The sequence below is a fragment of the Isoptericola sp. NPDC056134 genome (assembly GCF_042264825.1).
GTDB lineage: Bacteria > Actinomycetota > Actinomycetes > Actinomycetales > Cellulomonadaceae > Isoptericola > Isoptericola nanjingensis.
The window spans coordinates 203,996-225,831 of sequence record NZ_JBHJVM010000005.1 but is presented as its reverse complement, the minus strand read 5'-3'; the positions used below and the strand labels follow the sequence as shown (position 1 = coordinate 225,831).

General features: G+C 74.7%; 23 protein-coding genes. 15 read left to right on the top strand and 8 right to left on the bottom strand.

Annotated features, from left to right (window positions below; all coding sequences use genetic code 11):
• Positions 1 to 60: 60 nt before the first annotated feature.
• Positions 61 to 912 (top strand): helix-turn-helix transcriptional regulator, encoded by an 852-nt coding sequence (locus tag ACFCZN_RS07490; RefSeq protein WP_429765536.1) that lies wholly within the window; start codon positions 61 to 63, stop codon positions 910 to 912.
• A 16-nt stretch (positions 913 to 928) separates the two neighbouring features.
• Here ACFCZN_RS07490 and purB read toward each other — a convergent pair whose 3' ends face one another.
• A complete protein-coding gene (purB, locus tag ACFCZN_RS07485; protein ID WP_430556347.1) occupies positions 929 to 2,431 on the bottom strand; it encodes an adenylosuccinate lyase in 1,503 nt (500 codons plus the stop codon).
• A gap of 101 nt (positions 2,432 to 2,532) precedes the next feature.
• Positions 2,533 to 3,912, bottom strand: a complete 1,380-nt coding sequence (locus ACFCZN_RS07480) for an FAD-binding oxidoreductase (RefSeq protein ID WP_430556346.1) — start codon at positions 3,910 to 3,912, stop codon at positions 2,533 to 2,535.
• A gap of 104 nt (positions 3,913 to 4,016) precedes the next feature.
• Between ACFCZN_RS07480 and ACFCZN_RS07475 the strand changes: the two genes are divergently transcribed.
• The 3 genes from ACFCZN_RS07475 to ACFCZN_RS07465 all read left to right on the top strand — a co-directional run bounded on the left by ACFCZN_RS07475 (position 4,017) and on the right by ACFCZN_RS07465 (position 7,012).
• On the top strand, positions 4,017 to 4,901 hold the full coding sequence (locus ACFCZN_RS07475; protein WP_430556345.1) for a sigma-70 family RNA polymerase sigma factor: 885 nt from the start codon (positions 4,017 to 4,019) through the stop codon (positions 4,899 to 4,901).
• Positions 4,902 to 5,051: 150 nt separating this feature from the next.
• Entirely contained in the window at positions 5,052 to 5,291 is a 240-nt protein-coding gene (locus ACFCZN_RS07470) for a hypothetical protein (protein WP_430556344.1), read from the top strand.
• Positions 5,288 to 7,012 carry a hypothetical protein gene (locus tag ACFCZN_RS07465; protein ID WP_430556343.1) on the top strand — a complete coding sequence of 575 codons (1,725 nt, stop codon included), beginning with the start codon at positions 5,288 to 5,290 and terminating at the stop codon, positions 7,010 to 7,012. The genes ACFCZN_RS07470 and ACFCZN_RS07465 overlap by 4 nt, the downstream gene beginning before the upstream one ends.
• 27 nt (positions 7,013 to 7,039) lie before the next feature.
• Here ACFCZN_RS07465 and ACFCZN_RS07460 read toward each other — a convergent pair whose 3' ends face one another.
• Complete coding sequence (locus ACFCZN_RS07460) at positions 7,040 to 7,438, bottom strand: phage holin family protein (protein WP_429765549.1); 399 nt, start codon at positions 7,436 to 7,438, stop codon at positions 7,040 to 7,042.
• Positions 7,439 to 7,545: 107 nt separating this feature from the next.
• Here ACFCZN_RS07460 and ACFCZN_RS07455 point away from each other — a divergent pair, with 107 nt between their 5' ends.
• Positions 7,546 to 8,502: a RimK family alpha-L-glutamate ligase gene (locus tag ACFCZN_RS07455; RefSeq protein ID WP_430556342.1), complete on the top strand. Its 957-nt coding sequence runs from the start codon at positions 7,546 to 7,548 to the stop codon at positions 8,500 to 8,502.
• A gap of 143 nt (positions 8,503 to 8,645) precedes the next feature.
• Entirely contained in the window at positions 8,646 to 9,749 is a 1,104-nt protein-coding gene (gene hisC, locus ACFCZN_RS07450; protein WP_430556341.1) for a histidinol-phosphate transaminase, read from the top strand.
• A 41-nt stretch (positions 9,750 to 9,790) separates the two neighbouring features.
• Here the strand turns inward: hisC and ACFCZN_RS07445 are convergent, their stop codons facing one another.
• Positions 9,791 to 11,530, bottom strand: a complete 1,740-nt coding sequence (locus ACFCZN_RS07445; RefSeq protein WP_430556340.1) for a pyruvate dehydrogenase — start codon at positions 11,528 to 11,530, stop codon at positions 9,791 to 9,793.
• A 150-nt stretch (positions 11,531 to 11,680) separates the two neighbouring features.
• On the opposite strand from ACFCZN_RS07445, the gene ACFCZN_RS07440 reads away from it, so the two are divergent.
• From ACFCZN_RS07440 to ACFCZN_RS07425, 4 genes are read left to right on the top strand one after another with little or no spacing between them, the layout of a single operon-like run.
• On the top strand, positions 11,681 to 12,403 hold the full coding sequence (locus ACFCZN_RS07440) for a thiamine pyrophosphate-dependent enzyme (protein ID WP_430556339.1): 723 nt from the start codon (positions 11,681 to 11,683) through the stop codon (positions 12,401 to 12,403).
• Positions 12,400 to 13,341, top strand: a complete 942-nt coding sequence (locus ACFCZN_RS07435; RefSeq protein WP_430556338.1) for a transketolase family protein — start codon at positions 12,400 to 12,402, stop codon at positions 13,339 to 13,341. The genes ACFCZN_RS07440 and ACFCZN_RS07435 overlap by 4 nt, the downstream gene beginning before the upstream one ends.
• A gap of 29 nt (positions 13,342 to 13,370) precedes the next feature.
• Entirely contained in the window at positions 13,371 to 13,736 is a 366-nt protein-coding gene (locus ACFCZN_RS07430) for a cupin domain-containing protein (protein WP_430556337.1), read from the top strand.
• Between the two features lie 5 nt (positions 13,737 to 13,741).
• The gene (locus tag ACFCZN_RS07425) at positions 13,742 to 14,377 is read left to right on the top strand and encodes a class I SAM-dependent methyltransferase (RefSeq protein ID WP_429765561.1); all 636 of its coding nucleotides are present in this window, start codon (positions 13,742 to 13,744) and stop codon (positions 14,375 to 14,377) included.
• On the opposite strand, the gene ACFCZN_RS07420 is transcribed toward ACFCZN_RS07425, so the two are convergent.
• From ACFCZN_RS07420 to ACFCZN_RS07405, 4 genes are all read right to left on the bottom strand, one after another.
• Entirely contained in the window at positions 14,343 to 14,699 is a 357-nt protein-coding gene (locus ACFCZN_RS07420; protein ID WP_429765563.1) for a hypothetical protein, read from the bottom strand. The two genes, ACFCZN_RS07425 and ACFCZN_RS07420, sit on opposite strands and share 35 nt — an antisense overlap.
• Positions 14,700 to 14,735: 36 nt before the next feature.
• Entirely contained in the window at positions 14,736 to 15,689 is a 954-nt protein-coding gene (locus tag ACFCZN_RS07415) for a Fic family protein (protein WP_430556336.1), read from the bottom strand.
• 305 nt (positions 15,690 to 15,994) lie between these two features.
• A complete protein-coding gene (locus ACFCZN_RS07410; RefSeq protein WP_430556335.1) occupies positions 15,995 to 16,675 on the bottom strand; it encodes an NAD(P)H-binding protein in 681 nt (226 codons plus the stop codon).
• An 86-nt stretch (positions 16,676 to 16,761) separates the two neighbouring features.
• Positions 16,762 to 18,228, bottom strand: coding sequence for an MFS transporter (locus tag ACFCZN_RS07405; protein ID WP_430556334.1), 1,467 nt, complete (start codon positions 18,226 to 18,228; stop codon positions 16,762 to 16,764).
• Positions 18,229 to 18,330: 102 nt separating this feature from the next.
• Here ACFCZN_RS07405 and ACFCZN_RS07400 point away from each other — a divergent pair, with 102 nt between their 5' ends.
• The 5 genes from ACFCZN_RS07400 (at position 18,331) to ACFCZN_RS07380 (ending at position 21,827) form a co-directional block, all read left to right on the top strand.
• The gene (locus ACFCZN_RS07400) at positions 18,331 to 19,248 is read left to right on the top strand and encodes a helix-turn-helix transcriptional regulator (protein ID WP_430556333.1); all 918 of its coding nucleotides are present in this window, start codon (positions 18,331 to 18,333) and stop codon (positions 19,246 to 19,248) included.
• Positions 19,249 to 19,256: 8 nt separating this feature from the next.
• Positions 19,257 to 20,474: a pyridoxal phosphate-dependent aminotransferase gene (locus tag ACFCZN_RS07395; RefSeq protein ID WP_429734439.1), complete on the top strand. Its 1,218-nt coding sequence runs from the start codon at positions 19,257 to 19,259 to the stop codon at positions 20,472 to 20,474.
• 89 nt (positions 20,475 to 20,563) lie between these two features.
• Complete coding sequence (locus ACFCZN_RS07390) at positions 20,564 to 21,034, top strand: SRPBCC family protein (protein WP_429765572.1); 471 nt, start codon at positions 20,564 to 20,566, stop codon at positions 21,032 to 21,034.
• Entirely contained in the window at positions 21,031 to 21,378 is a 348-nt protein-coding gene (locus tag ACFCZN_RS07385; RefSeq protein WP_429765573.1) for an ArsR/SmtB family transcription factor, read from the top strand. Before ACFCZN_RS07390 ends, ACFCZN_RS07385 begins: the two co-directional genes overlap by 4 nt.
• Positions 21,379 to 21,383: 5 nt before the next feature.
• Positions 21,384 to 21,827: an SRPBCC family protein gene (locus ACFCZN_RS07380; RefSeq protein WP_429765574.1), complete on the top strand. Its 444-nt coding sequence runs from the start codon at positions 21,384 to 21,386 to the stop codon at positions 21,825 to 21,827.
• The last annotated feature ends 9 nt before the right edge of the window (positions 21,828 to 21,836 follow it).

Sequence of the window (21,836 nt, the reverse complement as noted above, 5' to 3'; positions counted from 1 at the left end):
GGACCGACGATCCCTGGCTGCGGCCTGGCCCGACCGGCGGCGGCGGCGGACGATGGGCGCATGGAGCGTGCCGCCGACCGTCGAGAGCTGGCCGAGTTCCTGCGCCGTCGCCGGGAGGCGGTGCAGCCCGCCGACGTCGGCCTGCCCACGGGCGCCCGACGTCGCACCGCGGGGCTGCGGCGGGAGGAGGTCGCGGCGCTCGCCGCCATGTCGGCCGACTACTACACGCGGCTGGAGCAGCAGCGCGGCCCGCAGCCCAGCGAGCAGATGCTCGCGTCGCTGGCGCGGGCGCTCCGGCTCACGGACGACGAGCGCGACTACCTGTTCCGCGTGGCCGGTCGGGGGGCGCCGGACCGGGTGACGATGTCGTCCCACGTGTCGCCCGCGCTGCTGCGCGTGCTCGACCGACTGTCCGACACGCCCGCCCTCGTGCTGTCCGCGCTCGGCGAGACGCTCGTGGCCAACGATCTCGCCGTCGCGCTGCTGGGCGACCGGTCGGCGCTGACGGGGTGGGCGCGCAGCGACGTCTACCGCTGGTTCACCGACCCGTCCGAGCGGCTGCTGTACCCCGAGGACGACCGCGACCGGCAGGGGCGCTCGCTCGTGTCCACGCTGCGTGTGGCACACGGGATGCTCGGCCCGCGCTCGCGCGCGGGCGAGCTGGTGCGTGAGCTGCGGGAGCGCAGCCCCGAGTTCGCCGAGCTGTGGGACCGGCACGAGGTGCACCAGCGGTTCGCCGACCACAAGACGCTCGTGCACCCGCAGGTCGGGCCGATCGAGCTGGACTGCCAGGTGCTGTTCACCGAGGACCAGACCCAGGCGCTGCTGGTGCTCACCGCGCCGCCGCGCTCCGAGGCGGAGGAGAAGCTCGCCCTGCTCGCCGTCCTGGGCCAGCAGGCCATGGCGCGCTGACCCCGGCGCACCGGGGTCAGGCGAGGTAGTCCTCGACCAGCCGGGCGGCGATGCCGGTGTACGACGCGGGCGTGAGGTCCGCGAGGCGCGCGGCGACGTCGTCGGGCAGGCCGAGGCCGGCGACGAACTCGCGCATCCGAGCGGCGTCGACGCGCTGCCCGCGCGTGAGCTCCTTGAGCCGCTCGTACGGGTTCTCCATGCCCTCGACGCCGGCGACGGACGCGGCGCGCATCGCAGACTGGACGGGCTCGCCGAGCACCTCCCAGTTGTGGTCGAGGTCGTCGGCCATGAGCGCGGCGTTGACGTTGAGCGCCTTGAGGCCGCGGCGGACGTTGTCGATCGCGAGCAGCGAGTGGCCGAACGCCGGGCCGATGTTGCGCTGCGTGGTGGAGTCGGTGAGGTCGCGCTGCAGGCGGGACGTCACGAGCGTGGCCGACAGGGTGTCGAGCAGCGAGCACGAGATCTCGAGGTTCGCCTCGGCGTTCTCGAACCGGATCGGGTTGACCTTGTGCGGCATGGTCGACGAGCCGGTGGCCCCCGCGACGGGGATCTGCGTGAAGAAGCCCAGCGAGATGTACGTCCACACGTCGGTCGCGAGGTTGTGGAGGATGCGGTTGAAGCGGGCGACGTCGGCGTAGACCTCGGCCTGCCAGTCGTGCGACTCGATCTGCGTGGTCAGCGGGTTCCAGACCAGGCCCAGGTGCTCGACGAACGCCTTCGACACGGCCGGCCAGTCGGCGCCCGGGACGGCGACGACGTGCGCGCCGTAGGTGCCGGTGGCCCCGTTGAGCTTGCCCAGGTACTCGGCGCCCTCGACCCGGCGCAGCTGACGGCGCAGGCGGTGCGCGAGGACGGCGAGCTCCTTGCCCATCGTCGTCGGCGTGGCCGGCTGACCGTGCGTGCGGCTGAGCATCGGGACCTCGGCGTGCTCGCGCGCCATCTCGGCGAGCTGGTCGGTCAGCGCGGTCGCGGCGGGCAGCCACACCTCGCGCACGCCGCCCTGCACCATGAGCGCGTACGACAGGTTGTTGATGTCCTCGGACGTGCACGCGAAGTGCACCAGCTCGCTCGCGGCGGGGAGGCCGGTCTCGCCGAGGACCTCGGGCGCGGCGGCGATGCGGCGCTTGATGAAGTACTCGACGGCCTTGACGTCGTGCACCGTCTCGCGCTCGATGGCGGCGAGCTCGGCGATCTCGTCCGCGCCGAACGCGGCGGGGATCCGGCGCAGGTAGGCGATCTCGGCGTCGGTCAGCGTGGGGGCGCCGGGGACGACGGCGCCGGGGGTCGCCGTCGTGCCGTTGCACAGCGTGACCAGCCACTCGACCTCGACGTGGATGCGCGCCCGGTTCAGCGCGGCCTCGCTGAGGTGGTCCACCAGCGGCGCGACGGCGCCGCGGTAGCGGCCGTCGAGCGGCCCCAGCGCGATCGGCGGGGTGACGTCCGCGAGAGTGACGCGGGTCGGGACGGCTGTGGACTCTGTCGGCGAGGTCTGCGGCGCGGGGGAGGTCACGGCCCACATTCTCCCACGGGCCCAGACGGACGCGGTGAGCGCGATCTCGGGGACAGGCCGACCGCGAACTGTCCCCGAGATCGCGCTCACCACGATCGCCGGCGCCCGGTTCAGCCGAGGAGCGGGTAGCTCCCGCGGACCGTGCCTCGCGGGTCGCGGGCCCGCTTGAGGTCGCGCAGCCGGGCGAGGGCGGCGTCGTCGTACGCGGCCGCGACGCTCTCGCCCGGGGCGAGGAACGTCGCGGGCTTGCGCAGCGTGGCGACCCTCGCGAGCTCGGCCGGCAGCGCCTCGAGGCGGTGGCCGACGGCGGCCGCGAGGCTCGGCTCGAACGCCAGACCGAACGCGTACAGCAGGTAGGGCTCGTCGATCGCGCCCAGCGCGCCCGCGCCGTCGCCCGGCGCGGCCAGGGCGCCGCCCAGGTGCCGCAGCTGGAGCACGAGCAGCGGCGCGACCGAGGTCGTGAACAGGCGCTCCACCGCCTCGTCGTCGATCCCCTGCAGCAGCTCGGCGCGGCCCTTCCCCGCGGAGGGGTCGGTCGGGTCGGCGGTGATGTCGCCGACGTCGGCCGGCGCGACCGGGCCGATCGCCGCGTCGACGCCCGGCCCGAGGACGTCGGGGACCCCGGCGAACGGGGCGAGCAGCGCGCGCGCCGCGGCGGCGTCGCCCAGGTACGCGGCGTGCACGACGACGACGGCCGGGGCGCCGGGCGCCTCCACCCGCGACAGCCAGACGCTGAGCTCGGCCGGGGCCGTGGCGGTGACCTCGCGGAAGGCGCCGAGGACCTCGGCGGCGCGCGCGGCCGGCCAGGCGACCTTGCCGCCCGCGAACGCGGGCAGCTCGACCAGGTCGATCTCCATCGCCGTCACGACGGCCAGGTCGCCGCCCCCGCCGCGCAGCCCCCAGAACAGCTCGGGGTCGGAGGCGGCGGTGACGGTGACCTTCTCGCCCGCGGGGGACACGACGTCGAACGACCGCACGTGGTCGGCCGCCAGGCCGTGGGCGCGGCTGAACCACCCCAGCCCGCCGCCGAGGGTGTAGCCGACGGCGCCGACGCCAGGGGCGCTGCCGAGCAGGGTCGTGAGGCCGTGCGGGGCCGCGGCGGACTGCACGGCTCCCCACGACGCCCCGGCGCCGACCCGGGCGGTGCGGCGCACCGGGTCCACCTCGACGGCGTCGAGCGCGCGGGTGCGCAGGAGGACGGTGCCCACCACGTCGCCCGACGCGCCGTGGCCCGTCGACTGGGCGGCGACCGTCAGCCCGGCGTCGCGCGCGTGCCGCACCGTGGCGGCGACGTCGTCGGCGTCAGCGGCCTCGACGACGGCCGCGACGGGCTGCCGGACGGCGAGGTTCCAGGGGGTCGCGGCGGCGTCGAACGCGCCGTCGCCGGGCAGGAGCACCCGCCCGCGCAGGTCGCGGGCGGAGGCCGGGGAGAAGGTGTCGGTCGAGGCCACATCGGTCGAGGCCGGATCGTTCGAGGTCAGGGAGGTCATGCGGGCTCCTGGTCGAAGGGCCGGTGTCGCACCCTCGTGGTTCGGTGTCACCGGCAGCGTGCGCTGTCACCTCTCTGACACGGCCCGACGAAGGAGTGTGACCGGTGAGCACGGATCAGTTCGCGGCGGGCCGGCTCACGGCGGACCAGTTCGAGGCGTTCCGGCCGCACCTGCGTGCGGTCGCGTACCGGGTGCTGGGGTCGACGGCGGACGCGGAGGACGCCGTGCAGGACGCGTGGGTGCGTGCGCACGCCGCCGGCGCCGCAGGGGTGGAGAACCTCGGCGGCTGGCTCACGACGATCGTCGGACGGGTGGCGCTCAACCTGCTGCGCTCGCGCGGGACGCGCCGGGAGACGGCGTGGGACGGGCACCTGCCGGACCTGCTCGTGGCGCCGGCCGACGGGCCGGCCGACCCCGAGCGGCGGGCGGTCGAGCAGGACGACCTCGGCTCGGCGCTGATGGTCGTGCTGGACACCCTGGCTCCCGCCGAGCGCGTCGCGTTCGTGCTGCACGACCAGTTCGCGGTCCCCTTCGAGGAGATCGCGCCGCTCGTCGACCGGTCGCTCCCCGCCACGCGTCAGCTCGCCAGCCGCGCGCGCCGCAAGGTGCGCGACGCCGTGCCCGTGCAGGACGACGTCGCGCGGCGTCGGGAGGTCGTCGCCGCCTACCTCTCCGCGTCGCAGGCGGGGGACTTCGACGGCCTCGTGGCGCTGCTCGACCCGGAGGTCGTGGTGCGCCTCGACTACGGGCCGGGGGAGCTGTCCCGCGTGCTGCGGGGCGCGCAGGCCGTCGCGGAGCAGGCGCGCCTGCACTTCGGCACGGCGCGCTTCTCGCGGCTCGCGCTCGTGGCCGGCTCGCCCGGCCTGGTCACCGTCCTCGAGGACGGGACGGTCTACTCGCTGCTCGCGTTCACGGTGCGGGACGGCCGGGTGGTCGGCATCGACATCCTGTCGGACGCCGCCCGGCTCGCGGGGGTGCCGGAGGCATAGCGGACGTCGGTCTCGGACGTCGGTATCCGACGTCGGCTTCGGACGCGGGGACGGCGCGGCGCGGTGGGGAGCCTGTCCCCAGGGCGGCGCCGTCCACAGGCCGAAGTCGCGCCCGGAGTCACGGTCGGGGCGCGGCCTAGCGTCGCGGGCATGACCTCACCGGCCCCACCCTTCTCGTCCCCGGCACCCGACCCGAGCGCCGCCCGTGCCGCCGTCCTCGTGGCGCGCCACGACGTCCTCGACGCCACTGCGGGCGCACGGCGCAGCCTGGCGGTGGCCTGGCAGTCGACGGCGGCCGACCGGTTCCGCGACGACGTCGGCGCCCTGCTCGCCGACCTCGACGCCGATCTGCGGCTCCTCGAGGGGGCTGCCGAGGTGCTGGCCCGGTGACGCGCGGGCTGCCGCCCGAGGAGACCCTGGACGTCGTGGGCGGCCGGGCCCTCGCCCAGGTCGACGCCGAGGCCGTGCAGGGCGCGGCGGTGCTGCTCGACGGCGTGGCGGAGGGCCTGCGGCGGGCGTCCCACCGGTCGTTCGGCGCCGCCGGGACCCTGCGGGGTGCGGCGTGGGCCCCCGACCCGTGGCCGCGACCGGCCGTGCCGCTGCCCGGCGCCGCGGGGGACGACGCCGCGGCTGCCGCGTACCGGGAGGCGGCTGCGGCTCGGCTGGACGAGGTGAGCGCCCGGCTGCGCGCCCGGGCCTCGACGGCGGAGGGCTGCTCGCGCCGGCTGCGGCTCGCGGCCGGCCTGTACCGGGAGGCGGAGAGCGTGGTGCAGCGCGTCGCCGACGGGGCCGTGACCCTGCTGGCGGGCGCGGCGGGAGCCTGGCTCGGGCTGGCGGCGACGCCGGTGCTGACCGTCACGTCCGTGGCGGACGGGCTGCGCGGTGTCCGGGCCCGCGGCGCCTCACCCGGCTCTGGCCCACGCGGCTCTGGACCGACCGGCGCGACCGTGGCGCCGCCGACCGCGTCCTCCCCGCCCGATCCGCCGACAGCGCCGGTGACCACGGGCCCCGACGGGAGGCTGGCGAGCGTGTGGCGGGTCGTCGCGCCGTTCTCCGACGAGGCGGTCGGGGGTTTCGCGGCGGGGTTCAGCGCCACCCGGCCATTGACCTGGCAGGACCTGCGGCGCGGGATCGAGGAGGGCCCGGCGACCGCGCTGGACCCCGTCACGCGCGGCGCGGGCTCGCTGTCCGACGTCGTGGCCGCGCTGCTGCCCGACGCGGTGCCCCAGGTGGTGGCCCTGGCCGACGCGGACCTCGCCGGCCCTCGGCCCGGGTGGGCGGACCGGCCGGCGGGCTCCGTCGCGGAGACGCTCGCGCGCACCGCGGACCTCTACCCCCAGGGCAGCGGAGTCGTCGACCGGCCCGCGGCCGGTGTGCCCGCCGGGACGCTCGCGGTGGAGGAGGTCGTGCACGGCGACGGCACGACGTCGTGGACCGTGCTGATCCCCGGGACCCAGGAGCTCCTGTCGTCCTCGAACCCGTTCGACGCCGCGACCGACCTCGGCCTCATGGCGCACGAGGCGGCGGACGTGTCCGTGGCCGTGGAGCAGGCCCTCGACGCGGCGGGCGCGTCCCCGGACGAGCCCGTGGTGCTCGTGGGCCACAGCCTCGGCGGGATCGCTGCGGCGGCGCTCGCGGCGTCGTCGGCGTTCCGCGCGAACCACCCCGTCGGCGGCGTGGTGACCGCGGGGGCGCCGACCGCGTCGTTCGCCCTCCCCGCGGGGGTGCCCGTGCTGCACGTGGAGAACGAGGAGAGCCTGGTCGAGAACGTGGACGGCAGGTCCCGCGAGGAGGGGCCGGCCACGGCGGACCGCGTCACGGTGGGGCGCCGGCTGCTGGACTCGACGGACCCGGCCGACGTCGCCGCGGCCGGGAGCATCTCGCTCGCCCATGCGATGCCCACGCACCTGCGCACGCTGGCGGCGGCGCGGCGGTCCGGGAACGTGCAGGTGGCGGGGGTGACGGCGCGGCTGGAGCGGCTGCTCGACGGCACCCGGGCGCGCACCCGGTTCTTCGCGGCGCGCCGGGTGGACCCGGCGCCGCCCCTGGTCATGGCGCCCGGGACGACGGCGCCCCCGCCGGGGAACCCGACGGGGGCGATGCTGCACTGAGCGTGTCGTGCGGCGGAGGCCGGTGCGTCAGCCCTTCTTCGGCGCGAACGCGCCGATGATCGCCTGCAGCACGGCGAGGATGAGGGCGATCCAGACGAACCACCAGAAGCCGCCACTGACGTCGACGCCCCAGTCCCCGAACCACCCCTGGTCGGTGATCCAGGTCGTGAGCCACAGCACACCGGCGTTGATGACCAGGTAGAAGAGGCCCAGCGTGAGGATGAGCAGCGGGATCGAGATGATGCTGACGATCGGCTTCACGAAGCTGCTGATGATGGTGAACACCAACGCGACACCGAGCACCGCCAGGATGTACTCGAGCACGTTGTCGCCGTCGTACGGGGGCAGGATCTCGAGGTTGGTGAAGATCAGGTCGCTCAGCCACAGCGCCACGGCCGTGACGAGGGTGCGGACGATGAAGTTCATGCGGCCATCGTGGCACGTCATGAGTGCGCGGGGCAGGCGCGACGCTCGATGCCGCGGGGCTCGGCGGCCGGATCCCGGCGACCGGCCCGCGCGCGTAGGCTCGCCGGGTGAGCGAGCCGTCCGTCCTCGTCCTGCACGACAACCCCGACTGGCTGCCGCCGTTCGAGCGGGCCTTCGACCGCGCCGGCGTGCCCCTGGAACCGGTGCACCTGGGCGACGTCGCCCTGGACCTCGCCGCGCCGCCGCCCCTGGCCGTGCACTGGTCGCGGCTCAGCGCGTCCGCGCACACGCGCGGCGTCCCGCACGCACCGGAGGCCGCGCAGGCGGTGCTGTCCCGGGCCGAGGCGGCGGGCCGCCGAGTCGTCAACGGCACGCGCGCCGCGGCGCTCGAGGTGAGCAAGGTGCGGCAGTACGCCCTGCTGCGCGCCGCCGGGCTCGACGTGCCGCGCACGACCGCCGTCACGGACCGCGCGGCGCTGCGGGCGGCGGCCGCACGGTTCGGCGCCCCGTTCATCACCAAGCACAACCGCGGCGGCAAGGGGCTGGGGGTGCAGCGGTTCGACGACGTCGAGACGTTCGCCGCCGCCCTGGACGCGGGCCTGCTCGACGAGCCCGTCGACGGCGTGTGGCTGCTGCAGGAGCTGCTCGTCGCGCCCGAGCCGTTCGTGACCCGTGCGGAGTTCGTCGGCGGCCGGCTCCACTACGCGGTCCGCGTGGACACGTCCACCGGGTTCGAGCTGTGCCCGGCCGAGGCGTGCGCGCTGCCGGGGGCCGACGGCGTCGCCCCGCCGCCGCTGTTCGCCCTGCGGCCCGAGGTCACGGCCGAGCACCCGGTCGTCGTGCGGCTCGAGCGGCTGCTCGCCGAGCAGGGGATCGAGATCGCCGGGGTCGAGTTCTTCGAGACGGTCGACGGCCGCACCGTGCCGTACGACATCAACACGAACACCAACTACAGCCCGGACGTCGAGGAGTCCGTCGAGGTACCCGCCGCCGACGCGATCGCCCGGTTCTTCGCCGGCCTGGTGCGGGAGCTCGCCGGGGGAGTACCCGCCTCCGCGAGGTAGTACCCACCGTGCCGAGGTAGTACGAGCCCTCGCGAGGTAGTACGGACCGAGCCGAGGTAGTACGAGCCCTCGCGAGGTAGTACTGCCTCGCGGAGGGAGGGACGACCTCGCCCACCACCGCGCGGGTGGCATCCTTGATCGCTGTGACCACCCCCGCTGACTCGCCGGCCGTCCAGAACCCTGCCGTCCCCCTGCGCGCCGCCGTCGCCGCGCTGCCCGCGTACGTGCCGGGCGCGCGGCCCGCCGAGGGCGCGAAGCTGTGGAAGCTGTCGTCGAACGAGAACCCGTACCCGCCGCTGCCGTCCGTCCTCGAGGCCATCACGCGTGCGGCGGAGGAGACCAACCGCTACCCCGACATGTACGCGACGGAGCTCGTCGAGGCGCTCGCGGCGCACGTGGGCGTCCCGGCCGAGCAGGTCGTGGTGGGCAACGGCTCGGTGGCCGTGCTCGGGCACGTGCTGCAGGCCGTCGTCGAGCACGGCGACGAGGTCGTGTTCCCGTGGCGGTCGTTCGAGGCCTACCCGATCGTGGTCGCCGTCGCGGGCGGCGTCGCCGTCACCGTGCCGGTCGCCGCGGACGGCCGGCTCGACCTGTCCGCCATGGCCGCCGCCGTCACGCCCCGCACGCGCGTCGTCATGGTCTGCACGCCCAACAACCCCACCGGCCCCGTGGTGCACGCGGACGAGCTGGAGGAGTTCCTCGCCGCGGTTCCGCGCGACGTGCTGGTGATCGTCGACGAGGCGTACCTCGAGTTCGTGCGCGACCCGCAGGCGCCCGAGGGTGTCGACCTGCTGCGCCGGCACCCCCACGTCGTCCTGCTGCGCACGCTGTCGAAGGCGTACGGGCTGGCGGGCCTGCGCGTCGGGTACGCCGTCGCGGAGCCGCGCCTCGCCGCCGGCATCCGCGCGGTGTCGACGCCGTTCGGCGTGAACCACATCGCCCAGCGCGCGGCGCTGGCCTCGCTCGAGCCGGTCGCGCAGGACGAGCTGCGCCAGCGGGTCGACGCGCTGGTCGCCGAGCGCGAGCGCGTCGTCGCCGCCCTGCGCGAGCAGGGCTGGGACCTGCCGGAGACGCACGCCAACTTCGTGTGGTTCCCTCTCGGCGAGGAGACCGTGGCGCGCGCCGCCGAGGCGACCGCCGCCGGCGTCCTCGTGCGCCCCTTCGCCGGCGACGGCCTGCGCGTCAGCATCGGCGAGGTCGAGGCGAACGACGCCTTCCTCGCCGTCGCCGCCACCTGGCGCCCCTGACCCTGCCCCGCCACCCGGGTGGGTGGCGGGGCAGGGTCAGGTCAGCGGGGGAGGTTCCGCAGGTTGGAGCGCGCCATGGACATGACCTCGCCCATGCCGCCGCCGAAGATCTGCTTCGTCATCGCGGTGGCGAACCCGCGGATCTGCCCCGACGTGATGGACGGCGGGATGGACAGCGCGTTCGGGTCGGTGACGACCTCGATGAGCGCCGGGCCCTTGCGGTCCAGCCCGTCCCGGAGCGCGCGGCGCAGGTCCTTCGGCCGCTCGACCCGGACCGACGGGATGCCGACGGCGAGGCCGATGTTCCGGTAGTCCACGGGCGGGGAGTCGGTGCCGTACGACGGCAGCCCCTCGACGAGCATCTCCAACTTCACCATGCCGAGCGTCGCGTTGTTGAAGACGACGACCTTCACCGGCAGGTCGTAGGTGCGCACGGTGATGAGCTCGCCCAGCAGCATGGACAGGCCGCCGTCGCCGGCGAGCGCCACGACCTGCCGCCCGGGCTCCGCGAACGCGGCGCCGATGGCGTGCGGCAGGGCGTTCGCCATCGACCCGTGGATGAACGACCCGATGACGCGCCGCTTCCCGTTGGGCGTGAGGTAGCGGGCCGCCCACACGTTGTTCATGCCGGTGTCGACGGTGAACACGGCGTCGTCGGCCGCCGTCTCGTCGAGCTGCACGGCCGCGTACTCGGGGTGGATGGGCGTGTGCCTCTCCACGTTGCGGGTGTACGCACCCACGACCTTGGTCATGAGCCCGGCGTGCTTGTCGACCATCGTGCGCAGGAACTTGCGGTCCTTCTTGCGCTTGACCAGCGGGTTGAGCAGCTTCAGGGTCTCGCCGACGTCGCCGTGCACCGGCAGGTCGAGGCGGGTGCGGCGGCCCAGGTGGGAGGCGTCGACGTCGATCTGAGCGGTGCGGACGTCGGCGGGCAGGAACGAGTCGTACGGGAAGTCGGTGCCGACCATCACCAGCAGGTCCGCCGAGTGCATCGCCTCGTGGCAGGAGCCGTAGCCGAGCAGGCCGGACATGCCGACATCGTGGGGGTTCTCGTACTGGATGATCTCCTTGCCGCGCAGCGAGTGCCCGACCGGCGCGGCGGCCAGGTCGGCGAGCTCGAGGACGGCGTCGCGGGCGTCGCGCGCGCCCGCGCCGACGAACAGCGTGACCTTCTTGGCCTGGTTGATCGCGTCGGCGAGGGCCTCGACGTCGGCGGTGTTCGGCACGACGCGCGCCGGGCAGGCGCCGGGCACGAGGATCGGGGCGTCGTCGTCGGGCACGCGCTCGTCGGCGACGTCGCCCGGCAGGGTGAGCACCGCGACGCCCGGCGCGGCGAGCGCGTGCTGGATGGCCGACCGTGTGACGCGCGGCAGCTGGGCCGGGGACGAGATCAGCTCCGAGAACACGGACGCCTCGTTGAAGATGCGGTCCGGGTGGGTCTCCTGGAAGAACTGCGTGCCGATCTGCGCGCTGGGGATGTGCGACGCGATGGCGAGCACCGGCAGCCTGGAGCGGTTCGCGTCGTAGAGGCCGTTGATGAGGTGCAGGTTGCCCGGCCCGCACGACCCGGCGCAGACGGCGAGCTCGCCGGTCACCTCGGCGTCGGCGGCGGCCGCGAACGCCGCCGCCTCCTCGTGACGCACGTGCACCCAGTCGATGCCGTCGGTGCGGCGGACGGCATCGACGACGGGGTTCAGGGAGTCCCCGACGATCCCGTAGATGCGCTTCACGCCGGCGGCGACGAGCTGGTCGACGAGGTGTTCGGCGACGGTGCGGGCCATGACGAGACCTCCTGATGACGGCGGCTGGTCCGTCTCGATCCTGCCTCCGGTGCCGTGTTTCCGCAGGACGTCGGGACGTGAGGTGGCGCACCCGCACGCTTTCCCCGACAGGGTTGACCTCAACCATGGTTCAGGTCACACCATCGAGGGATGACGACGACGAGCTCACCTCCGGCCCCGCCCGCCGCGACCCCGCGGGCCGTCCCGCGCCACGTCCGCGACCTGGTTGCCCGGGTCACGGGCGACGAGAAGCACGACCCGAGCGCGCACTCGACCCTCGACGTCGTGTGGACGCTGTACGACCAGGTGCTCCGCGTCGACGCGGCCCGCCCGGACGCCCCCGACCGCGACCGGTTCCTGCTCTCCAAGGGCCACGGCCCGGCCTCGACGTACGCCGTGCTGGCGGCGAAGGGCTTCTTCCCGGCGTCGTGGCTGGACGACGTCGGGTCGTTCGACTCGCCGCTGGGCCACCACCCCGACCGCATGCTGGTGCCGGGCATCGAGATCGGCAGCGGCTCGCTCGGGCACGGGCTGCCGCTCGCCGTCGGCCTCGCGCTCGGGCTGCGCGGCCGGTCGACCGCGCGCGTCGTCGTCCTCGTGGGCGACGCCGAGCTCGACGAGGGCAGCAACGCGGAGGCGATCCAGGTCGCCGGCCGGTACGGGCTCGGCAACCTCACCTGCGTCGTCGTCGACAACCACAGCGACAACCTGGGCTGGCCCGGCGGCATCGCGCCCCGGTTCGCCCTCGAGGGCTGGACGGCCGCCGAGGTGCGCACCCACGACCAGCCCCGCCTGACCGCCGCGCTGCGGCACACCGAGCCCGACCGGCCCACGGTCGTGGTCGTCGACACCACCTCGAAGGACGCCGCATGACCGCCCTCGCCCCTGCCCCGCAGGCGCTCGACCTGCGCACCCGCTTCTACGCCGAGCTCGACCCGCTGCTCGACGCGCACCCGGACGTCGACGTCGTCCTGGCCGTGATCGGCTCCGGCTACATGGGCCGCGCGATCGCGCGCCACCCCGGCCGCATCATCGACGTCGGCATCCGCGAGCAGGCGCTCATCGGCGTGGCCGGCGGCCTGGCCCTGGCCGGGCGACGGCCGATCGTGCACACGTTCGCGTCGTTCCTCGTGGAGCGGCCCTACGAGCAGGTGAAGCTCGACCTCGGGCACCAGGACGTCGGCGCCGTGCTGGTCAGCGCCGGCGCCTCGTACGACGTGTCGGCCGGCGGCCGCACGCACCAGTCGCCCGCGGACGTCGCGCTGATCTCCGCGCTGCCGGGCTGGACGGTGCACGTGCCCGGCCACGCCGACGAGGTCGCCGAGCTGCTGCACCGCGAGGCCGCCGGAACGGGCCGCACGTACATCCGGCTCTCCGGGCAGCGCAACGCCCGTCCGGGGCCGGTGGACGGACGGCTGCACCTGGTGCGCGACGGCGGGGAGACGCCGCCGTCGTCCGGCTCGGCGCCGCTGGTCGTCGCCGTCGGCCCGATGCTCGACACCGTGCTGGACGCCGTCGCCGACCTGCCCGTCCGTGTCGCGTGGACGGCCACGCCGCACCCGCTCGACGCCGACGGGCTCCGCGTGCTGGCCGGCCCGGCGCCGGTGCTCGCCGTCGTGGAGCCGTACCTGGAGGGCACGAGCGCCGCCGCCGTCGCGGCGGCGCTGGTCGACCGGCCCAGCCGTGTGCTGCACGTCGGCGTGCCCGGCGAGTCGGAGCTGCGCAGGTACGGGACGCCGCGCGAGCACGCCGCCGCGCACGGCCTCGACGCGGCGGGTGTCCGACGGCGGGTGGCGCCGTTCCTCGTCTGACCGTCGGTCCGGGTGCCTACGCTGACGGGATGAGCAGCGACGTGAGGAACATCCGGGCCGCCCTCGAGAGCATCGCCGAGCCGTGGCAGCCGCACCTGCTGGCGAGCGTCAACGACTACGCGGTGAAGGTGGTCAAGCTCGACGGGGAGTTCGTCTGGCACACGCACGACGACACCGACGAGCTGTTCCTCGTGCTCAGCGGGCAGCTCACGATCCAGCTCCGGGACCGTGACGTCGTCCTCGGGCCGCAGGACGTGTTCGTCGTGCCGCGCGGCGTCGAGCACTGCCCCCGGGCGGACGGCGAGGTGCACGCGCTGCTCGTCGAACCGACCGCCACGGTCAACACGGGGGACGCCGGCGGCGAGCGGACCGCGCCGCTGCGCGAGCTCGGCTGAGCCCCGTGTCCTCGTCGGCTCGCGCCGCGAGCGCGGCCTACGCGGCCCGGGCGCAGGAGTACACGGACCTGTTCGGCTCGATGGACGCGGTGCACGACGACGACCGGGCGCTCGTCGAGCGGTGGGCCGCCGGGCTGACCGGGCGCGTCGTCGACGCCGGGTGCGGGCCGGGGCACTGGACGGACTTCCTCGCCCGTCGCGGCCTGGACGCGGAGGGCGTCGACCTCGCGGAGCCGTTCCTCGAGCGTGCCCGGGCCGAGTACCCCGCCGTGCCGTTCCGCCGCGCCTCGCTCGCCGACCTCGGCGTGCCGGACGGCAGCCTCGGCGGCGTGCTGGCCTGGTACTCGCTCATCCACAGCCCGCCCGAGGCTGTGGACGGCACGGGGGTCGACGCCGTGCTGGCGGAGCTCGCCCGCGCCGTCGCGCCGGGCGGCGGGCTGCTCCTCGGGTTCTGCCGCGGCCCGCGCGTCGAGCCGTTCGACCACGCCGTGACGACCGCCTGGTTCTGGCCCGTCGACGAGCTGGCGGCGCGCGTCGAGCGGGCGGGGTTCGACGTCGTGGAGACCGCCGAGCGCACAGACCCCGGCGTCCGCCCGCACGGCGCGATCAGCGCGCGGCGTCGGGCGGCGGCTCCAGCGTGACGGTGCCGCCCGCGAGAGGGTCGTCGGGCAGCGGCTCCACCAGCGTGGCGACCGGCCCCGCGGCGCCGCCGTACTCCACGGGCGGGCGGATCCGGCCGAGGTAGAGGTCCTGCACCTCGTCGATGCCCTGCGCCGCCGGGCGCAGCGCCTCGCGCAGGCTGCGCGACCGCACCACCCGTACGACCAGCGCGACGACCACCGCGCCCCAGAAGGCCCATGCCGGCACCGATGCCCACGGGCTTCCCGTCACCTGGAGCACGAGGCACAGGCCCAGTGGCACGATGGCCCCCAGCAGCAGCGCGAGCCAGCCTCGACGAGTCATCGGCGTCTCCTTCGACGTCCCGACCCTACCGACGGTTCACCGGCGGAGCAGGCTCTGGGCGTACTGATCGAGGACGGTCAGGACGCCCGGGTGCTCCCACACGCGGTTGCGGCGCAGCCCGGTCCGCTCGACCAGGACGCCGGCGTCGGCGAGCTGGGCGAGAGCGTTCTGCGCGGTCTGTCCCTTCATGCCCAGGTGGTCGGAGAGGAAGCGAGCGTTCACGACGGGGTGGGACACCAGATGCGGCACCACCCGCCATGCCACGGCCTGTCGCCGGAGCCCACGGAGGTGTTCGCGGGCGACGTCGACCTGCGCGGCGAGGTCGTCGACGAGCCGGGAGCCCGACGAGGCCGCGAAGCGGGCGGCGTCGGCGAAGCGCTCCACGATCGGTCGTGCGTCACCGTCGCGGTAGGCGGTCAGCGCCGCGAAGTACTGCTCGATCTGCGTGAGCAGCCCCGCGGACACCGGTGCGGTCGTCGCGGTCAGGATCCCTTTCGCCCGCAGGACGGAATGCACCATGGCGCGGCCCGTGCGCCCGCTGCCGTCGACGAACGGGTGGACGGTCTCGAAGTGTGCGTGCGCCACGGCCGCCTGGAACAGGACGGGCAGGTCGTCGCGACGGAGGAAGGCGACCAGGTCCTCCATCGCGTCTGGGACGAGCGGCGCCTGGGGTGCGACGTGCGAAGCGCCCCGAGGACTGATCGCGCTGGTCCCGATCCACACGAGCTGGTCGCGCCAGCGCCCCGCGTGGTCCTCCCAGCCGCGCTGTCCCGACAGGAGCGCACGGTCCATCTCCAGGATCGCGTCGGTGTCGAGTCGGTCCGCCAGCGCGAGTGCCGCCTCCATGGCGCGGACGTTCGCGACGACGGTACGGGCGTTCGCCGAGGTCGACTGCTCGATCTCGGCGAGGGCCAGCTGTCGGGGCCCGACGGTGAGGTCTTCGATCTGGGACGACGACGCGGACTCCGTGCGCAGGAGGATCGAGCTCATCGGGCCGAGCGTCGGGCTCGTCGTCCCGAGGACCTTGGCCGCGTACTCGTCGAAGCGGCTGAGGGCAGCGGTGGCCTCCTCGACGTTCGCGGACAGGTCCGCGGGGACGCTCCATACCCAGCCGCCGATCGCCGGCGGGACGGTCGAACGGTAGGGCCCGGACGCTGCAGCGCGCGGGCGGACCGGCTCGTCATCCCGTCGGAGTCGGCAACCCAGTACTCGTCGACGTACCCGAAGGCGGGGACCTTGACCATGAGGGTCATCTTCATCAAGGTTTCGGCGAAACCTTGACGAAGGCGCGCTCGCTAGTCCAGGTTGCGCAGCGCCGTCGGGATCGGTGTGTCCCCGGCGGAGAAGCGGACGAAGCGGCCGACGGTCGCGGGCTCGCGCAGCGCCGCGGCCACGACCTGCGCGACGTCGGCGCGCGGCACGCTGGTGTCCGTCCCGGCGGGGACGGCGCCGGTCTCGGGCAGGACGGCGATGCGCCCGGTGGGCGGCTCGTCCGTCAGCGTGCCGGGGCCGAGGATCGTCCAGTCCAGGTCGGTGGTGCGCAGGTGGTCGTCGGCGGCGAGCTTCGCGTCCGCGTAGGCGAAGAAGCCCGCGCTCTCGGGAACGCCGTGCTCGGGCGTCGAGCCCACCCACGACACCATGACGTACCGGCGCGCCCCGGCGCTCGCCGCGGCGTCCATGGAGCGGATCGCGGCGTCCCGGTCGACGGCGTACGTGCGCTCCGGGTCGCCGCCGCCGGCCCCGGCGGACCAGACGACGGCGTCCGCGCCGGCCAGCGCGGCGGCGATCTCCTCGGTGCTCGCGTGCTCGACGTCCAGCAGCGCGGGCTCCGCACCGAGGTCGGCCACGCGGTCCACCTGCTCGGGCTTGCGCACCACCCCGACGACGTCGACCACCGGCCCCGTGCCGCCGTCGGCGAGCAGCGGGATGAGCTGGCGCGCGACCTTGCCGAGCGCGCCGACGACGACGACCTTCATGACGACCTCCGAGCGGGGCGATGAACCGGACTCCCACCGTAAGCATCAGCGGGCGGGCCGCCACCGTGGGCCGGGCGCACCCGCGGTCAGCGGGCTCGCGCGACCCGGGCGGCCAACGCGGCGAAGACGAGCGCGAGCACGGCCTGCACGCCGACGGCCACGACGAACCCGCGCGGCAGGCCGGGGGCCGCGGGCACCCCGGTGCGCGCTGCGACGGCCTGGAACAGCCCGCCGAGCACGGCGACGCCGAGGCCGAGGCCGAGCTGCTGCAGCGTGGTGAACAGCCCGCCGGCGACGCCGGCCGCCCAGGTGGGCGTGCGCGACAGGACGGTGCGCAGCACCGGCCCGTACATGAGCGCCTGCGCGGCGCCGAGGGCCATGAGCAGCGGCTGCAGGGCCGCCGTCGTCCCGCCGTGCCCGCCGCCGACGACGAGGGCGAGCCCGCCCAGCACGGCGGCCTGCGCGACGGCGGACCCGGTCATCGTCCATCGCCCGGTGCGGCGCTCGATCGCGGGTGTGGCGAGGGCCGTCGCGACGAACGCGCCGCCGAAGCCGAGGAGCAGCACGACCGTGCCCCAGGCGTCGGCGCCCAACGCGCCCTGCGCGAGCGCCGAGAACTCGTACAGGAACGCCCCGTAGCCGGTGAAGAACAGCAGCGTCATGATCAGCCCGTCGCGCACGACACGGGTGCGCAGCACGCTGGGCGGCACGATCGGCAGCTCGCCGCGCCGCTCGGCCGCGCGCTGTGAGCGGGCGAACAGCGTGAGGACGACGCCCGAAGCGGCGAGCATCCCGAGCAGCGCGGGCGGCCAGCCGGCGGACGCGCCGAGCGTCAGCGGCACCACGAGCAGCAGCAGGCCGGCGGCCAGCAGGGCGGCGCCGCGCAGGTCGAGCGCGAGCGGCGCCGTCGAGCGTGACTCCGGGACGGTGCGCAGCGCGAGCAGGGCGGCCACGGCGATCGCGCCGGTGGCCGCCTGAACGGCCCGCCAGCCCACGTGGTCGCCCGCGACGCCGGCCACCGCGCCCGCGAGCGCCTGCCCGGCGATCGTCGCGACGCCGCTGACGGCGGTGAACAGGGTGACCCCGAGGGCCCGCAGGCGGTCGGGGGCGGTGGCCTGGATCGTGGACAGCACCTGCGGGGTGAACAGCCCCGCGGCGACGCCGAGCCCCGCGCGCAGCGCCACGAGCACGGGCAGGGTCGGGGCGGACGCCGCCAGGACGGACAGCGCGGCGAACGCCGCGAGGCCTGCGGCGAGCAGCCGACGTCGTCCGAAGCGGTCGCCGAGCCGCCCGGCCACGACGAGCGTCGCGGCGAACGTCGTCGTGTACGCGGACAGGACGAGCTGGCCGCCCGACACCGCGACGCCGAGGTCGGCCGTGATCGCCGGCGCGAGCAGGTTGACCGAGCCGAACGTCATGTTGACGGGCAGGTACGCGACGAGCAGGACGGCGAGCCCGAGGCCGGTGAGCGCCCGGTGCGACAGCGAAGCGGCGGGCGCCGTCGCGGCAGGCGCGGCCGCTCGGCCGGCGGGCGGGGTGGTGGTCGTGGTCATGACGACGACGGTGCGCCCGCGTCCATCCTGGTACCAGGAGCCTGTCGATCGTGGTACCACCACCACCTGGTTGCGCGCCCGGGCGAGGGTGACACTGGGGCGATGACGTCGACGACCCCCGACCGTGCCGCCCTCGGCGCCTTCTTGCGCGAGCGCCGCGGGCGCGTGACGCCCGGCGACGTCGGGCTGCCCGTCGGCGGGCGGCGACGCACGCCCGGCCTGCGCCGCGAGGAGGTGGCGCAGCTCGCCGGGGTGGGGGTCACCTGGTACACGTGGCTGGAGCAGGGGCGGGCGAGGAACGTCTCGGACCAGGTGCTCGACGCCGTCGCCCGGGTGCTGCGGCTCGACGCCGCCGAGCGCCGCCACCTCATGGTGCTCGCGGGCCGCGAGACCGCCGTCGCGCCCGGACCGCCGCCAGGCGTGCGGCCGGAGCAGCTCGCCGTGCTGGCCGGGCTGCTCCCGTACCCGGCGGCGGTGCAGACCGACGCCTACGACCTGCTCGCGGCCAACCGGGCGTACCGGTACCTGTTCGACGACCTCGACGCCCGCCCACCCGAGGACCGCAACTGCGCCTGGCTGATGTTCACCGAACCGCGCTGGCGCGGGGCGCTCGGCGACGCCGAGGACGTCGTCCTGCACAACATCGCCGCCCGCCTGCGGGCCCGGGAGCCGGAGCACCGCGACGACCCCCGCTGGTCCGCGCTGCTGGCGCGGCTGCGGGCGTCGTCGGCGGACTTCGTGCGGCACTGGGAGTCGTACGACGTCGCCGGGGACGGCACCCAGCTGCGGCACTACCGCTCGGCCCGCGCGGGTCGCCTCGACGTGCACTTCCAGAGCCTGTGGCTGGACCGGGCCCGTGGCGACCGGATCATCGTCATGACGCCGGCCGACGACGCGACGGCGCAGCGGCTGGAGCGGCTGGACGCGCTGGTGGGGGCGGCGCCCGCCGTGACGTCGCGGGACGACGGGGCCGCCGGTCGCGGATTGGCCGTGTCGGTCACCGGCCCCGCAGGGGGATGATGGTCCCCGTGCGCACCATCCGACAGAGCCGCAAGCTCCGCGGCGTCCGCTACGACGTCCGCGGTCCCATCCTCGTCGAGGCCCAGCGCCTCGAGGCCGAGGGCCACCGCATCCTCAAGCTGAACATCGGCAACACGGCGCCGTTCGGCTTCGAGGCACCGGCCGCCATCCAGGCCGACGTCGTGCACCACCTGCCGGAGGCGCAGGGGTACAGCGACTCGCGCGGCATCTACGAGGCGCGCACCGCGGTGGCGCAGTACTACCAGTCGCGCGGGCTGCGCGACACGAGCGTGGACGACGTGTTCATCGGCAACGGTGTCTCGGAGCTCATCTCGATGGTGCTGCAGGCGTTCGTCGACGAGGGGAACGAGATCCTCGTCCCCGCGCCGGACTACCCGCTGTGGACGGGTGCCGTCACGCTGTGCGGGGGCACCGCCGTGCACTACCGGTGCGACGAGGAGAACGGCTGGATGCCGGACCTCGAGGACCTCGAGTCGAAGATCACCGAGAACACGCACGCCATGGTGATCATCAACCCGAACAACCCCACCGGCGCCGTGTACAGCAAGGAGATGGTGGAGGCGATGGTCGACATCGCCCGCCGTCACGACCTGGTCGTCCTCACCGACGAGATCTACGAGAAGATCCTGTTCGACGGCGCCACGCACCACCACGCCGCGGCCGCGGCGGGTGACGACGTGCTGTGCCTGACGTTCAGCGGACTGTCCAAGGCGTACCGCGTGTGCGGCTACCGGGCCGGGTGGGTCATGGTGTCGGGCCCGAAGGAGAACGCCACCGAGTTCCTCGAGGGCCTCACCCTGCTGGCGAACATGCGCATGTGCGCCAACGTGCCCGCGCAGCACGCCATCCAGACCGCCCTGGGCGGGTACCAGTCGATCGACGAGCTGATCGTGCCCGGCGGCCGGTTCTACGACCAGGCGATGCTGGCCGACAAGCTGCTCAACGAGATCCCCGGTGTCACCTCCGTGCGGCCGAAGGGCGCGCTGTACTGCTTCCCGCGCCTCGACCCGGAGATGTACCCGATCGAGGACGACGAGGCGTTCGTCATCGACCTGCTGCGGGCCAAGAAGATCCTCGTCACGCACGGCACGGGCTTCAACTGGTTCGAGCCCGACCACTTCCGCCTGGTGACGCTGCCCGACGAGGAGGTCCTCACCGAGGCCATCGGCCGCATCGGGGAGTTCCTGGCCACGCGCCGGCGGTAGAGCCCGCCCCACCCGTTCTGCAACTAGTGGTTGCACATCACTCGCCCGCGGGCTAGCGTGATGTGCAACCACTAGTTGCAGGAGGGGTCATGGGTTCGACGAGCGAGCTGGGAAGCATCGAGCGGGAGATCTACGTCGAGGCGGCGCCCGAGGTCGTCTTCGAGGTGGTGAGCAGCCCGGAGCACGTCCGGCAGTGGTGGCCCGACGACGCGGACTTCGACCCGGAGCCCGGCGCGGCGGGGTCGATCACGTTCGGCGAGGGCCCGGACCGGACGGTCGAGTCGTTCACGGTGGTCGAGTCGCTGCCGCCGCGGACGTTCTCGTTCCGCTGGACGCACCCGGCCCGGCAGGAGGCGACGGCGGGCAACTCGCTGCTCGTCACCTTCGAGCTCGTGCCGTCCGGCGACGGGACGCTGCTGCGCATGACCGAGACCGGCTTCCGTGAGCAGGGCTGGGAGGTCGCGGTCCTCGAGCAGCGCTACCGCGAGCACGTCGACGGCTGGGCCTACTACCTGCCGCGGCTGGTGACCTACGCGGGGTCGCTGGAGGTCCGGCCATGACCGGGACGTCGTCGTCCGTGGACGACGGGCTCTGGTCCGCGATCGGCGACCCCACGCGACGCCGCATCCTCGACCTGCTGCTGGCCGACGGCGGCGGCACCGCGTCGTCGCTGAGCCGGCAGCTGCCGGTCACCCGGCAGGCCGTGGCCAAGCACCTCGACGTGCTCGACCGCGCCGGCCTCGTCCGGTCGACGACGGCGGGACGGGAGAAGCGGTGCGAGGTCGACGCCGCCCAGCTCGAGCGTGCCGCCGACCAGCTGGCCGCCGTCGGCCGCACCTGGGACCGGCGCCTGCAGCGCATCAAGGCGATCGCCGAGGCGATCGAGACCACGAGAAGGAGCTGATCACGATGGTGGACATCCTGCACAGGATCGCGACGACGACCGCGACGCCCCAGGCGATGTACGACGCCCTGACGACCGTGGACGGCCTCGCCGGCTGGTGGACCCAGGAGACGACGGGCGACGCCGGACTCGGCGGGAAGGTCGAGTTCCGCTTCCCCGAGGGCGGCTTCGTGATGGAGGTCGAGGAGCTGCGGCCGAGCGAGCGCGTCGTGTGGCGCGTCGTCGACGGCCCCGAGGAGTGGGTCGGCACGACCGTCGAGTGGGACCTGCGTCAGGACGGCGACTGGACCGTCCTGCTGTTCGCGCACCGCGGCTGGCGCGAGCCCGTGGAGTTCATGCACCACTGCAGCACCAAGTGGGCCACGTTCCTGCAGAGCCTCAAGGCCCTCGTCGAGGGCGCCGACGCCGCGCCGTCGCCCCGGGACGTGAAGATCGACAACTGGAACTGACGACGCTGC